At 32.0% G+C, this 14,899-nt stretch carries 15 protein-coding genes; 7 read left to right on the top strand and 8 right to left on the bottom strand.

Going from position 1 to position 14,899, the window contains the following annotated elements:
* Window positions 1-8 precede the first annotated feature (8 nt).
* Window positions 9-614, top strand: coding sequence for a hypothetical protein (locus CHB80_RS19140; protein ID WP_089373125.1), 606 nt, complete (start codon window positions 9-11; stop codon window positions 612-614).
* Entirely contained in the window at window positions 589-1,692 is a 1,104-nt protein-coding gene (locus CHB80_RS19135; RefSeq protein WP_089373124.1) for a fatty acid desaturase family protein, read from the top strand. Before CHB80_RS19140 ends, CHB80_RS19135 begins: the two co-directional genes overlap by 26 nt.
* Here CHB80_RS19135 and CHB80_RS19130 read toward each other — a convergent pair.
* The 6 genes from CHB80_RS19130 to CHB80_RS19105 form a co-directional block, all read right to left on the bottom strand.
* Window positions 1,689-3,293 carry an outer membrane beta-barrel protein gene (locus CHB80_RS19130; protein ID WP_089373123.1) on the bottom strand — a complete coding sequence of 535 codons (1,605 nt, stop codon included), beginning with the start codon at window positions 3,291-3,293 and terminating at the stop codon, window positions 1,689-1,691. The genes CHB80_RS19135 and CHB80_RS19130 overlap by 4 nt on opposite strands.
* Window positions 3,286-3,891, bottom strand: a complete 606-nt coding sequence (locus CHB80_RS19125; protein ID WP_308489767.1) for an RNA polymerase sigma factor — start codon at window positions 3,889-3,891, stop codon at window positions 3,286-3,288. The genes CHB80_RS19130 and CHB80_RS19125 overlap by 8 nt, the downstream gene beginning before the upstream one ends.
* Window positions 3,892-3,945: 54 nt before the next feature.
* On the bottom strand, window positions 3,946-4,914 hold the full coding sequence (locus CHB80_RS19120) for a hypothetical protein (protein WP_089373122.1): 969 nt from the start codon (window positions 4,912-4,914) through the stop codon (window positions 3,946-3,948).
* Between the two features lie 196 nt (window positions 4,915-5,110).
* Window positions 5,111-5,839 carry a hypothetical protein gene (locus CHB80_RS19115; RefSeq protein WP_089373121.1) on the bottom strand — a complete coding sequence of 243 codons (729 nt, stop codon included), beginning with the start codon at window positions 5,837-5,839 and terminating at the stop codon, window positions 5,111-5,113.
* Between the two features lie 3 nt (window positions 5,840-5,842).
* On the bottom strand, window positions 5,843-6,388 hold the full coding sequence (locus tag CHB80_RS19110) for an RNA polymerase sigma factor (RefSeq protein ID WP_089373120.1): 546 nt from the start codon (window positions 6,386-6,388) through the stop codon (window positions 5,843-5,845).
* Window positions 6,389-6,513: 125 nt separating this feature from the next.
* Window positions 6,514-7,479 carry a hypothetical protein gene (locus CHB80_RS19105; RefSeq protein WP_089373119.1) on the bottom strand — a complete coding sequence of 322 codons (966 nt, stop codon included), beginning with the start codon at window positions 7,477-7,479 and terminating at the stop codon, window positions 6,514-6,516.
* A 115-nt stretch (window positions 7,480-7,594) separates the two neighbouring features.
* Here CHB80_RS19105 and CHB80_RS19100 point away from each other — a divergent pair, with 115 nt between their 5' ends.
* The 4 genes from CHB80_RS19100 to CHB80_RS19085 all read left to right on the top strand — a co-directional run bounded on the left by CHB80_RS19100 (window position 7,595) and on the right by CHB80_RS19085 (window position 10,720).
* Window positions 7,595-8,206, top strand: a complete 612-nt coding sequence (locus tag CHB80_RS19100) for a hypothetical protein (protein ID WP_089373118.1) — start codon at window positions 7,595-7,597, stop codon at window positions 8,204-8,206.
* 120 nt (window positions 8,207-8,326) lie between these two features.
* Window positions 8,327-9,436, top strand: coding sequence for a fatty acid desaturase family protein (locus CHB80_RS19095; RefSeq protein ID WP_089373117.1), 1,110 nt, complete (start codon window positions 8,327-8,329; stop codon window positions 9,434-9,436).
* A gap of 61 nt (window positions 9,437-9,497) precedes the next feature.
* A complete protein-coding gene (locus CHB80_RS19090) occupies window positions 9,498-10,166 on the top strand; it encodes a hypothetical protein (protein ID WP_143337187.1) in 669 nt (222 codons plus the stop codon).
* An 11-nt stretch (window positions 10,167-10,177) separates the two neighbouring features.
* The gene (locus tag CHB80_RS19085) at window positions 10,178-10,720 is read left to right on the top strand and encodes a hypothetical protein (protein ID WP_089373115.1); all 543 of its coding nucleotides are present in this window, start codon (window positions 10,178-10,180) and stop codon (window positions 10,718-10,720) included.
* Window positions 10,721-10,792: 72 nt separating this feature from the next.
* Here the strand turns inward: CHB80_RS19085 and CHB80_RS19080 are convergent, their stop codons facing one another.
* A complete protein-coding gene (locus CHB80_RS19080; protein ID WP_089373114.1) occupies window positions 10,793-11,335 on the bottom strand; it encodes a hypothetical protein in 543 nt (180 codons plus the stop codon).
* 338 nt (window positions 11,336-11,673) lie between these two features.
* Here CHB80_RS19080 and CHB80_RS19075 point away from each other — a divergent pair, with 338 nt between their 5' ends.
* Entirely contained in the window at window positions 11,674-12,333 is a 660-nt protein-coding gene (locus tag CHB80_RS19075) for a hypothetical protein (RefSeq protein ID WP_089373113.1), read from the top strand.
* Between the two features lie 107 nt (window positions 12,334-12,440).
* Here CHB80_RS19075 and CHB80_RS19070 read toward each other — a convergent pair whose 3' ends face one another.
* Window positions 12,441-14,669, bottom strand: coding sequence for a polyribonucleotide nucleotidyltransferase (locus CHB80_RS19070; protein ID WP_089373112.1), 2,229 nt, complete (start codon window positions 14,667-14,669; stop codon window positions 12,441-12,443).
* Window positions 14,670-14,899 lie beyond the last annotated feature (230 nt).

Genomic DNA, 14,899 nt, shown 5'->3' with positions numbered 1-14,899 from the left:
GTGTCAAGATGATTTATTCAATACAACCACATAATAAGATTATAGCGCTAGAGGTTTTAAGAAAATCAATGATTGAAAACCCAAATCTTTTATGGATGACTGGGGCTTGTAAAAAGAGGTTATACAACTTATATAGCTTTTGTATACGATTTGCTATGTTATATAAAGGTGCATATCTGCATTCTGATACTAAAGGAGTCTTGTTATTTTACAAAAGAGGCGGAAGAAGTACACTTAGTGATGTTATGAAAAAAATAGGAGTCTATTCTTTTTTTATTTCTTCTGTAGTAGACATTTTTAAAATACCTAGAATTTGCAGATTGCAACAATTAATTAAGAAAAAGACACCAAATATTCCTCATCTCTATTGTTTAATTATTGCGGTAAGCCCTGAAGAAAAAAGTACGCAAACTATTATTCAATTGAGAGATTTTTTATTTGAACAAAGTGAAAAACAGCAGTTGCCTATTTATATACAAACTTCTGTAAGAAGAAATAAAATTCTTTTTGAACGCTATGGCTTTGAATGTTATGATAGCGTTGTAAATACTTCTGGAGATTATACTTTATGGTTATTAAAAAGAGATTATGAAAAAAGAAATGCCACCACTTAGATTTAAAAAAGATGATGCTTTTTTTCAGTATTTAAGAGCAGAGGTTAATACGTACTTTATAGAAAAGGGGTTAACTAAGAAAGCTACATCATTTTGGTATGTGAAAGCTTGGAGCCTTATAAGTATCTATATATTGACATATAGTAGTCTTATCATTTTTGGAAAGTATACAGTTGTATTATATACTTGTTATGCGGTTTTAGGAATTTTGGCAATACTATTGGGTTTAAATGTAGGGCACGACGCTGCTCATGGTTCTATTTCAAAAAGGCAATCTGTAAATAAACGCTATGCTATTGTTTTTGATTTATTAGGAGGTAACTCTTATATATGGCGCATAAGACATATTTATGCGCATCATCCATATCCAAATGTGATAGACTTTGATAGTGATATTAAACAGTCAAAATTGGTGCGTATTTTCCCTAAAGATGTATACTTGAAGTTTCATAAATATCAACATATATATACGCCTATACTTTTAATTTTTAGTTATACCCTTAATTGGTTTTTGATTAGAGACTTTCAGGATTTCTATACGCAACGATTTGGGAAGAAAATTATAAAGAAACATCCAAAAGGAACATTCTCAAAAATAATTTTATTTAAATGTTTGTATATAGGAATTATACTTTTTATTCCACTTTTTGTACTTGGGATTAGCTGGAGTGTATTTCTTGGTTTTTTAATGATGAATATTTTCTCTGGGATGATTATTAGTATTGCATTAGTATCAACTCATGTAGGAGATCATCACGAATTTCCTACTCCTAATATAGATGGGAATTTTGATCATACCTGGTCTACGCATCAAATAGCTACTACCTCTGATTTTTGTACAAAAAATAAGTTAACTAATTTCTTTTTTGGAGGCTTTAATCACCATGTAATTCACCATCTTTTTCCGGAGGTAAATCATGTGCATTATGTGAATATCACACCTATTTTGAAAGATGTAGCATTTCGTTACAATATAAACTATAGAGTGGAAGAAAATTTATTTCAAGTTTTTAAATCACATATCAACCTACTCAAAAGAGAAGGGTATGAACATGGGTTACTATATCAGGAAATCTAGAATTTGTATGAAATGCCAAATTGCAACCCAAAATAATAAGGTTTAAAATTACCTATGTTTTCGGTATACGGATTAAGTTGATATTTAAAAGCAGGTTCTACATCAAATCTCCAATTTTTAGAAAAATTGTATTGAGTCCCTAGACCTAAATTTAGAGCTAAACTTAAATCTTTCAGGCTAGTTTCTCTACCAATAAAAATACTTTCTCCGCTATTTGCAGTTGCAAATACCCTATTGTTTGTTAATACAAATAAACTTAATCCCGAATTAAAACTCATAGAAACCCTTTTGTTTAAAAAACGATATTGATAATCAATAGGGACTTCTACATACGATATGTTTTGTTCTATACTAACAACATTATTAGAATTGAAAAAAGCTAACGCTTCAGGACTTGGTTCAATGCCACCTGTTTGTCCTAGGTTTTGAGGATCAATCCCGGAAAGTTGAAATATATTAACATTATTATTTGTAATAAGTACTTGAAAATCATCTGTTCTGTATTGTAATGGGGCTAGACCTATCCCGAAACGAATACTGGATCTTTCAGAAAGCCTATAATCTGCTCTTATCCCATATCCTATAGTTCCTATAGCATCTCTTGGATTATCTACGAGTCTATTGTCTATAGAAGATCCTTTAGTAAGAGATCCATAGCTTAATATACTAGTGTATGGTGATACTGCAAATTTATAATTTACAGATTCTTTACGATCTTTTTCTCGCTCTTCTTCTGTTTTAGGAAGTTTTGGAACTTTTTTCTTAATTGGTTTTTCTTCTTCCTTAGTAGTAGTAGCAAGAGCAGCTTTTTTTATTTTTTCAGCTTTTTCTATTGCTTGTAAAGAATCTAGCCATTTTTGAGCTGCAATTTTATTATCCTCTTTTTGTGCGGCTATTGCTAAGGCTAATTCTTCTTTAATTTTTGCTTGATATGCTGTTTTTGCCTCAAGTTCTTTTTTCTCTCGCGCTTCTTGAGAAGCACTTTTCATAGTACGCAACACTTCTATAATCGATGTCGTTTTTTCATCGTTTTGAGCAGTAGTGTATCTACCCGTTTGATTTGAAGTAGCATTATTGGTGCGACTAGTATTTTTATCAGTACTTACTATTTGCGTGTTATTTGAATTTGTGTTTTGAGGAGGTGTACTAACACCAGCTGTATTTGTTGTTAAAGATGTATTATTAGTATCGGTTTGTACTGTTGTATTTTCTGTTATATTTTGATCTGAAGTTGTTTTTGAAGATATATTACTTGAAGACGTATTAGAAGTATGTTCTGCATTAGTTGTGGTATTCTCTATAGAAGACGATGATGAGGTAGGCGTTGTAGCATCAGGTATAGGAGCCTGAGTAGCATTAACTATAGGTTGATCATTTGTTTTTGGTGATGTTAGTGTGTCCCAAGGAGCCCAGTATAATATACCTGTTAACATTCCTACAATTAAAACACCTCCAAAGTATAACCAAAATGGAGCTATTTTTCGATCACTTTTCTGATCTAGTTCGGAAGCAATAGTATCCCATAAGTCTGCACTAGGTGCCTGTTCAAAATCTTTGAACTGCTCATTGAATAATTTGCCTATGTCTTTTCTATTACCCATTTACAATTGAGTTTTTTTGGGTGGTTGTACGTGTCGCTGTGATTTTTTCTTTTAAAATTAGTTTGGCTCTGTGCAAATTTGATTTTGAAGTGCCTACGCTAATTCCTAAGATTTCACTTATCTCCACATGCGTATGATTGTCTAGTTCATAAAGGTTAAATACCAATCTATATCTACTAGGAAGTTCTTGTATAAGTGCTAGCATTTGTTGCAGACTTATAGGAGCTTCATCAATATCTACCGTTGTGTCTTCTTTTAAATGTTGATCTGTTATAGGTTCTATAAATGGTTCTTTTTTATAACGATCTATAGCTCTATTAATAGTAATGCGTTTCATCCACCCTTCGAAAGACCCTTTGCCATTATAGGTCTTGATGCTTTGAAATATTTTAATAAAAGAATCTTGAAGGTTGTCTTCTGCCTCTGCACGATTCTTACAATATTTTAAACAAAGTGCAAAAAGCCTGTCCTTATACATATTGTATAAGGCTTGCTGTGATTTGCGATCACTTTTTTTGCATTTTTCTATGAGTTGGACGAGCTCCAATACTTTGGTTTGTTTTAGAATAGACTGAATAATGACAAATGGTTGCGTCATTATAAAATAAAAACGGGTATTTTTTTTAAAATACCCGTTTTTATTATTGATAATTTACTGTTTAGTAAATCGATATGTTGTGATTTCAGGAGTAGCACAATCAGATTGCACATCATTTAAAAATGTGATAAGGAATTCAGTATCATCATCTGCATTATAATTTTCAGGAGTATCTGTCGGTCCAAAATAATCTGCTCCAGAACTACAAGCACAATTACTTTCTTGTAAAGGAATAATAATTTCTCCACAAACAAATAATAAATTAAAATCATTAGGTGTAGAACAATAATCTGGATAGTTTGGAGTGAAAAATACACGTTCTGTATCCGTGTTTCCTACAGTTACTTCTACTATAGAACCATCTGCAAACGTAGGTCCATCTACATAAGGAGTAAGCTCTTCTATTAAATAATCTCCAACAAAAGAATTCGTATCTAGATTACAAACAACTGGAGTCACATATTGAAATGGCGAGTTAAAGAAACCAGCAGTAATGATTCCACCTGCATTATTTGTTGAGAATGTACGACCATCACTTAGATTTAAAGCAAATCTAGTAGTGAATGTATCCCCTCCAAAAAGAGCATTAGGGGTAAGATTTACTGCACTAATTAATTCTGTAGCTTCAATAGTAAAATCAAGTCTAGGTAATCCAAATGGTCCATCAGAAAATAAATCTACAGGGATATTACCTAAAAATACTTCTTCTGTTACAGCCATAGAGGTATCTCCTGTATCTGGAGAACCATCTGTAAAAGTAGTGTATACATCTACACTTTCTAGTAAAGCTCCTTCTTCTTGATCTTGTTCTTCAAGAGTAATAGATAATTGAGCAGTTCCAGTAATAATAGTTTCTCCATTTTCTATACCTATAGGAATTGAATTTTCTCTAATTTCTATAGTTCTAAGTACTGCTCCTGTTTCTACATTGTCTTGTACAGTATCTGTTACTTTATCATCACTGTCACAGGAAAATATAATACACCCAGTTAAGGCAGTAAAGAGTAATTTTTTAACGTTCATATTGATTGATTGTTTAGTTAGATTAGTTTTCTTTATAATTTATAATTGTTTCTAAATTTAAAGATAACCATAATATGGTTATATCTCCATACTTAATAGACTACAATCACAACAAATGGTTGCGTTGTTTCATAAAAAAAAGTAACCTTTACTAGAAAAGTTACTTTGTTTATTTTTTTCTTCTTGTTAGTAGGACTTAGTTGTTTGTTTTAAGAGAATCTGGTTTTACTTGATTTGCTTTTACAATCGAATCTATTACGCCTTTATCCATACTACTTATTTCTTGCCCATTTTTACTATTGTAATAGTAATATACTTTTTGAGTAGTCTGAGTAACAGGAACATCATTACTATTTAAAATTGTATCTATAACCTTTGTATTTAATCCATCTTTTCTTGAATGATTTGTTTCAGGTTTTTCTTCTTTAGTTTCTGCAATTGCTATTGGTTTTGTTTGTATTTCAGTATTTTTTGTAGACTCTTTTTTTGTCTCAGTAATACCCTCTGTAGCTGTTTTACTTACAGTTGTATTGGATAATGTTTCTTGCTGTTTTGAGATGTCAGATTTTAATTCTGTGGTTTCCTTATTTTCAAGATTTGTGCCTGTAGTGATTTCTGTTGAGACTTTATAATCGGCCTTTTTTTCTTTAGAGACACTTTTTGTGTCAGGATTTTCTATACCGATTTCTTCATCAAAAGTTGTTGTATTTTTATTGGTGTCACTAACGTAATTGATTAAAAATAAAGCGCCTATTAAAACTAATAAACCAGCAGAACCTAATCTTATATAAAAGGCAAATCTTCTTTTTTGTTTACGTTTTTCCAAAGAATGCTGTATTCGCTCCCAAGTAGCCTCATTAGAAACTTTCTCCGTTGCTTGAAGTTTCGTTTTAATTAAACTTCCTATATCTTCTTGTGGTTTCATAGGTTATAAATTCAATATTTTGGTACTAGAAAATGCTAGTATTTTATCTTTTAAAATTTGTTTAGCACGATGAAAATTAGACTTTGAAGTCCCTATAGAAATAGATAACATTTTTGCAATCTCTTTATGAGAGTAATCATCTAGTTGATATAGATTAAATACAAGACGATACCTATCTGGTAATTCTTGAATAGCTTTAAATATAAAATCAACAGGTATATCTATATTTTCTTTATCAATAGTCACTTCCCTAGTATCGCTTTCTATTTGATAGGGTAAGTCTGTCGTTTTTTTCTGTCTAAACTTATCTACAGCTTTATGAACTGCAATACGTCTTATCCATCCTTCAAAAGACCCTTTGTTTTTATATTTATGGATCGTTTCAAAAATGACAATAAAAACATCATGCACATTATCTTCAGCCTCAGCTTCATTTCTACAGTATTTTAGGGATGTTGTGTATACAAGATCCTTATACTTTAGAAATAACATTTTCTGGGCTGCTAGATCATTTTTTTTGCATCCAGCAATAAGTTGTGTTTTCTCCAATGATTTGTTATTCAGTTTATAGCTATTAAACTTACCTTAATAGTCTATTAAATAAAAAAAGGTTGCGTCACTCATGTATTAAATGTATATAATTTTGCTTTCGCGAAAGCGTATACAGGTATATTTTACTCAAAATCTAATGTCTCTGAAGCATTTATAAGATGTTCTAATGCTTGAATTTTTTTGTGAATTTTATTAAAAAAAGAGTTCCTTTCCTTTTCTCCTGCCGTATTCAAGAGCTTAGAATGTTGTAATTGCTTATCTAAATATGTTTTTGCATGATCACAGGTTATTCTATCAGATGTGCGGTAATACGAAAGTAATGTGAAAGGAATATATAATGATTGTTGATCTTCCACTTGAGCGTAAATATTATTATTCATTAATAACAACTCATTATAATAAAACATATAGGTTTTATCCTTAATGACACGTTGAGAGATGGTTGTGATGGTTTCTTTAAGACTCGCTGTGACCATTAGTGCATCTTTTTCTGTAAGATGACCGGCTTTAAAATAAAAGTAGATTTGCTTTAAAGTACCATTAATAGTTGTAAGATCCCATATTTCTGTAATAGGTAAATCCTCATAGAGCGCTCCTAGACGTTTTGCTATTTCTTGAATGTCAAGACTAGGAGTGAAGTCAGTATAACTCACGGAATGAAAGTCAAGGTCTAGTAATTTTAACCATACATATAATTTAAAGCGCATCATAGTATCGCTTTTTAAATCATAAAAAATAGGAATATCTTTTGCAGAGTAGATAAGTTTACATCCTTTTTTACCTAATAATGGGATGAGGTTTGCATATGAATTTTCAAAATAGGCCGTAAGCTCTTTTTCATTACGTATAGGGGCGGTTTTTTCTACAGATACCCAATTACTTTGCTTGCTTACAAATAGCTTGTCTAAAGATAGTTTAAAATGTTTTGCAAGTTGAATACTCTCCTGTAGCGAGAGCTTGCTTTTAAGATTTGTCCTCCTATGAGCTGCATCATAGCTAATATCTAATGCTCCAGCAACAGCATCTATAAGAGATGTGTTAGTGGGTATTAGCTGTCTTATTTCTTTTAAAAATAATTCTTGTTCCATTGTTGTAAAATACAATTTTTGTGATAATCACAAAAATTAAATCAAAATCTTGCATTTTGAACTTAAAAATATGTGAATACCGCAATAATTTTGAATTGAAAATAAAAACGATCATATGGAATATTCAAGATTATACTATTTTTTCTACCAAATATCTAGCATCAGGTTTCTGTTTGTGATAAGTTGTGCAGGTCTTGTGTTATTATCAAGTTGTGCTTCTTTTTCTAAAGAGACAATCAATCCCAATGTATTAAATACGTCAAATCTAAAAGAAATTGAAGGGACATACGCTGTTCAAGCTAATGAGGTAGTTCGGAGCGAGTATGGTGATTTTAGAGAATCATTCTATAATTATTTACATCTTAACTTACGTAAACACTCTTCACTAGCAGATACAACGGTTGTACAATCTTTTGAAATAGATGTTATAGATGATCGTAAAATGAAAATTAGGTTTAATACCGCTACAAGATCTTTATATGAATTTGATATAAAATATAAATTAAGAAAAGACGGATTTGTACACCTAAAATATAAAAATGTAAAATTAATAGGTGCTCCATATATAGCAGGTCGATTTGATTTTAAAAGAACTCGCTTAACAACCCTACCTAATGGAGATTTATTTGTTCAAGGAGCCAATCAAAATTCTGGAGCTTTTATGATAATCGTGTTCCTCAATAGCTCAGTACGTCGCAATCAAAATCATTTTAAACGCATAGAATAAAATTCAAAATAGGTATGTGTTTATATGCTTATGAGTTTAAAATGAATCATGTAGTGATACATCTTACCTAAGCGCAAATACAATACTGTTTAATACGGGAATCACTTTAACTATTTACTTATGAAATTTAGAAAATTTAAAACATCGGAGGAAGAAAAGGAGTTTTTTACGACTCTCAGAAAAAGAGTGTATAAAAAATTAGAAAATGAGTATTCAAAATATGGAGGAGTCGCTTTTTGGTTTAAAGGTCTTTTTTGGATTACAGTATCTTATACGGCTTATGCCTTTTTGTTATCGGTTGATACTTATCTTACTTTTTGGGTATTGTATTTTGTATTTCAAATTTCTGGCTTACTTATTGGTTTTAGTTTGGGGCATGATGCTTCTCATAATACTGCATTTAAGAATAAACAAGCAAATCAGATCTTACATTTTTTTAGTTTTTTGACTGTAGGTATTGACCCGTTATTATGGGGGTTAAGACATATACGTTCTCATCATTTATATGCGAATGTAGAAGGAAGTGATATAGATATTGACAAAAACCCTTTTCTTAGATTAGCTCCATCACATCCTTGGTCTAGAAAACATGCCTATCAACATATATACGCTCCATTTGTGTATATGTTGGCATTATTACATTCTGTATTTGTAGGAGATTGGATATATCTATTCTCTAAAGAATATGAATGGATGCGAAAAGGAATAGCTAGTTCACAGTTATATGTTCGCTATTTTTTATTTAAAATTTTATATTTCAGTTTGGTTCTTGTTGTTCCAATCCTATTTTCAGAATTCTCAATAGAGTTAATAGTTCTTGCATATATTAGTACATCAGCTTTTACATCAATGGTATTTGTGGTAATGCTAGTAGGGACACATTTTTTTGATGAAGCAGAATATTACCAGCCACTTACAGATGAGCTGCAATCATCTTGGGCGATACATCAATTAAAAACTAGTTGTGACTGGAATCCTAATAATAAATTTGCTCGCTTTCTAAGTGGTGGTTCAAATTGCCATGCGGCACATCATTTATTTCCATCTATTTGCCATACAAATTATAATCAAATCAATGAAGTCATTGAAAAAACGACTAGCGAGTTTAATGTCCCGTATCATAAAAAATCATTGCTAGAGATGATGAAATCCCATTTTAAACATTTGAAGAATATGGGAAAGCTAAGAGCTAAAGAAGAGAAGGGTGCTGATAAAACTACAGGAAGGTAGAGAAGAAAATATAAGTCCAAAAATTATAACAAACACTAATAAATTTTTAAAATTAAAAATTATGAAAACTATATGTTTTATCATAGCAATGAGTTTATGTTCTTTTCTGACCATTGCTCAATCAGATTCCATACCATCTAAAAAAACTACAAAAGAATATTGGGACTATGAAAAAGAATGGCAACGTCCCAAATTTGAAATAGGATTAGGGGTGTTTTTACCACAAGGCAAACTGACTAATTTTATTAACCCTTCTCCATTTGTAGATATTAATATATATATCCCTGCAAAACGAAATAAATCTATTTCAATTGTAGTTCAATTTATAAGACCTTCTCAAAATGATCAGTTTGTGATACAAAATCAAGATAATATAGATCAAGTAGAAGCTGTTTCAAGTGACTTTATCATAAACTCATTTTTGAGATTCAGTCAAAACCTTACTGCAAAAAACAGTGTTAGTAAAGTTGAATTAGGGGTAGGCGTTGGAATTTCAAGTATGTTTGTTCAAACACCATTTAGTTTTTTTAATGATGAAGGTGAAAATGCAAATAGAGGATTGGTGTCTTTCTTAGTAGCACCAGGCTTACATTGGAAATTTCAACCCACAGAAAATACGCATATAACCATAGGAGCAGATGTTCAGTACTCACCTTATAAACTAAAAGGTGCTATAGAGCAAGATTTAGGAGGACTCGCTATTTTACCTAAAGTACTTTATCGTTTTTAAAATATATCGTTATGAAGTTTTATAAATGTATAGGAATATTGTTTTTATGTTGCTTTCTGGGTTCCTGTAGTGCGGCATTTCATAAGGATAATATCCAAGAATTTGAGACTGGTTTTCAAATATCTGTATTGAATAATTCTTATGAAATTAAAAATGATACGATACTGAATACCGGGAAATATAAGCTGCTTGATTTGTTTAATCTATATGATAAAAAAGTAGATACTGTCAATTTACAGTTTACTACTAATGGAGAGTTAATACTGTCATTTATAGAAGATATACAGGGCCTTAAACGAAAACAGACCATAATTTATGAAGGGAAATTTAAAAGTAAAGAGAAGTATAAAATTACTTTAGTCAAAGAACGTGTTCAGGTGCCTCCTTTAGTTCCAATTATTTATGGAACTAATCATATTGAAAAGATTAAAATTAAGTTGATGGAGAATGGAGATCTTATTGTAAAAGAATACTTCAGGAAAGAGGGCAATATTTTTCTTATCACTGCTGGGCCATCACATAAGTCAAAGAGCTTTTATAAAAAGCTACATTGATTATGAAATATTGGTCATAAAAAAAGGATCACCTTGAAAAGACAATCCCTTTTTTATGACAATTATTAGTTTTTATTCTACAGATGTAACAACATTAAAGTTACTGATCAGTCCTCCGTTGCTTCCAGTGTTATTGGTAGAGAATACACGTCCGTCTGTTAATGTAACCTCAAAACGAGTGATATATTCATCGCCAGCTGTAATGCCATCTAAGGTGTTATTTGTAATAGATAAATAATCCTCAGTTGTGATTACAAGGTTGTGAACAGGGAAATCATTATCTCCTATAGAGAAACCTGTGTTTTCTACCGTGCGTAAGAGCACTTCTTCTTCAATAACGCCATTATTATTTCCTGTGTTATCTGTTTTATCCAAAAATGTAACAAAAATATCTACTTTGTCTAATAAGCTTCCATTTTCTGCATCTCTATATTCTAGATCTATATCTAATCTTCCATCTAAATTATTATTGAAGATAACATTTGTAGTAATATCTGCGATAGAGATGATAACTCCATTTTCAAAGCTTTCAGGAAGAACATTAGAATCGTCACTGCTACAGCTCCATAAAGTTACTGTTGCAAGCATAAGTAATAGTATTTTTTTCATTTTCATAGTTATGTGTTTATGTATTGATGATACCAAATTACTAAAGAAATACAGGTTTGAAAAAAAAACCAATGGTAACTATTATCGGGAATTACTTTGAGAGCAATAATAGCTAAATTGATTTAGTGTAAATATCTGATTGTCATAATTTTAATTATGTTTAGTAACGATTTGTATTTTTTGATAGTACAGTTGATCTAATCAGATAGGTTTGTAATTATTACAAGTTTTAAATCTAAAATTTGGCGAATAATAAAGCACTCATAGTGTTAATTGCAATTACTTTAGCCTAAGCTTTTGAATTCTAAATGATAAAGATGTTTTAATAATTAAAAAAGTATATCATGAAAATTAAATATATAAAAACCTGTGTTTTAGTAATCATACTAGCTGTATTCAGTAGCTGTAATAATGATGATAACGAACCTGATTTAAGTGTGGATTACTATCCATTTACTGCTGCCGATACAGAAAATTTACTGGTTGATGTTCCAGAAGTGTCAGATGTGTTGACCTATACTAATCAACAAGGGGAAGAATTATCATTTCAGGTCTCAAGGAGCATTAATGGCCCTACAAGATCTTCTACACTAATAAATTTTGCTTTTAGAGCTGGAGAGAATACTTTTAGATATGATGTCCAGAATATTGAAATGGATTTTTTAGGGTCTCCAGATCCTTCTAAGGTTTTTACGTTTGCGATAGGAAAGACTCCAGATAATGAATTAAAAGGAATCATTGAGTTTGTCCTGTGGAATGCTATTGATGACAGTACTATATCTTCTACAGAAACGATAGTTCTGGATTTTGATGCATCGACCACTCAATTATCTTTTAATGGTATGGTGTATGAAAATGTAATTACTATTTATTCACAAAATGAAGCATCTATAGGTACTTATTTTGGAGTAGAAAGAAATATGCATACGATTTATTATGATAAGAATTATGGAATTGTTGGTTTTGACGACACTTTTGATAATGAGTGGCGTATAGAGAATTAAATAAGGAAAAGTAATTCTAGATTATTTTTTAAATAATAAAATAAGTAAAATAAAAAGCGGCTGTCTTATTAAGACAGCCGCTTTTACTATTATATATCGTTTAAGAGTTAATCTCTCTTTCTATCACGATTACGATTATCACGACCTCTGTTGTTGTCACGATTTCTATTATCTCTTCCACCATTATCTCTTGGAGGACGAGGCTGCCATCCTTCTGGCTTTTCTAGTAATGCTTTACGAGATACTTTTTCTTTACGAGTTCTAGAATCAATACCAAAGTATTTTACTTCTAATTCTTCTCCCATAGAAAGTACATCACTTGCATTTTCTGTACGTGCCCAAGCAATTTCAGAAACGTGAAGTAAAACTTCATTTCCAGGTGCATCTAGATATTCTACAACAGCACCAAAGTCAAGCATCTTAATTACTTTTACTTTGTAGGTGTTTCCTACTACAGGCTTAAATGTAATAGAATCTATTTTTGCCATTACAGCATCAATACCATCTTGTCCAGTTCCTAGAATTTCTACAACACCTTCTTCAGTTACAGGATCTTCATTAATTACAATAGTAGTTCCTGTCTCTTTTTGAAGCTCTTGTATTACTTTTCCTCCAGGTCCTATAAGAGCACCTATGTATTCATTTGGAATACGAGTAGTTACCATTTTAGGAGCGTAATCTTTTACATCTTCTCTTGGAGCAGCAATTGTATCTGTAAGCTTTTCAAGGATGTGTAAACGACCATCTCTTGCTTGTTGAAGTGCATTTACTAAGATCTCATAAGAAAGACCTTTTACTTTAATATCCATTTGACAAGCAGTAATACCATCTGCTGTTCCAGTTACTTTAAAGTCCATATCTCCTAAGTGATCTTCATCACCTAAGATATCAGAGAGTACTGCATATTTTCCAGAATCTGCATCAGAGATAAGTCCCATAGCAATACCTGAAACTGGTTTTTTCATTTGAACACCAGCATCCATCATTGCCATAGTTCCAGCACATACGGTTGCCATAGACGAAGAACCGTTAGATTCTAATACTTCTGATACGACACGTACTGTGTATGGACAATCTTCAGGAACCATTCCTTTAAGAGCACGTTGTGCAAGATTACCATGTCCTACTTCACGACGAGAAGTTCCACGTATTGGTCTTGCTTCTCCAGTACAAAAAGGAGGGAAGTTGTAATGTAAATAGAATGTTTCTTCACCTTCATATGATGGCATATCGATTTGATTTGCTTCTCTAGAAGTTCCTAATGTTACTGTTGCAAGTGCTTGTGTTTCCCCACGTGTAAATACAGAAGATCCATGTACAGATGGTAAGTAATCTGTCTCACACCAAATAGGTCTGATTTCAGTAGTCTTACGACCATCTAAACGTAATCCTTCATTAAGAGTTAAATCACGTATTGCCGCTTTTTCAGCTTTGCTATAATACTTAGAAACAAGATCACCTATATCTTCAAGCTCTTCTTCAGAAAAAGTAGCTTTGATTTCTTCTTTAATTTCAGAAAAAGCCATTCCTCTTTCTTTTTTAGAAGAACCTCCTTTTGCAACAGCATATACTTTGTCATATGCCATTTCGTGAATCTTATTTTTAAGATCTTCATCTTCACGTTCTGGATCGTACTCACGTGTTTCTTTCTTTCCAAATGCTTCTGCAAGACGCACTTGGGCAGCACATTGTACTTTAATAGCTTCGTGAGCAGCTTTGATCGCTTCTGTCATTTCTTCTTCAGAAATTTCATCCATCTCACCTTCTACCATCATCACACTATCTGCAGATGCACCAATCATCATGTCAATATCAGAATCAGCTAGTTGTGCTCTAGATGGGTTGATTACAAACTCACCATCAACACGCGCAACGCGTACTTCTGAGATTGGGCATTCAAATGGGAAGTCAGATAACTGTATAGCTGCAGAAGCTGCAAGACCAGCCATTGCGTCTGGCATTACATTTTCGTCATGTGACATTAATTGGATCATCACTTGTGTTTCTGAGTGATAATCTTTTGGAAATAATGGACGTAAAACACGATCTACAAGACGCATTGTTAATACTTCTCCATCACTTGGACGTGCTTCTCTTTTAAAGAAACCTCCTGGGTAACGTCCAGCAGCAGCAAATTTTTCACGATAATCTACCGTAAGTGGTAAAAAATCTACATCTGCTTGTTTGTAGTTAGATACTACTGTACAAAGTAGCATACATTTTCCTGATTGCACAACAACGCTTCCATGCGCTTGTTTTGCAAGTTTTCCTGTTTCTAGTGTGATCTCACGACCATCACCGAGGTCAATAACCTCTCTGTAAACTTTTGGAATCATAATTTCGTTTTTCATTTTCGCCTATTCATTAGGCGTAATTCATTTGATCTAGTCAACCATTTATTCTCTTTTGGTTAACCGTGTGTTGTTGTGTTGTAGTTGTAGTTGTGGTGACCAATGAAAAACTAGCTCTTTAGCTTTCTCTGCCTCTTGTCTCGGAGGACTTTCGTTGTGTGTTCGCTTTCGCGAAAGCGTAAAAAAGAAGGGGCCATATAGACCCCTTGTAATTC

This window comes from Dokdonia pacifica (assembly GCF_900188275.1).
Classification (GTDB): Bacteria; Bacteroidota; Bacteroidia; order Flavobacteriales; family Flavobacteriaceae; genus Dokdonia; species Dokdonia pacifica.
The sequence above is the reverse complement of the archived record's forward strand: the minus strand, read 5'-3'. Positions and strand labels throughout refer to the sequence as shown.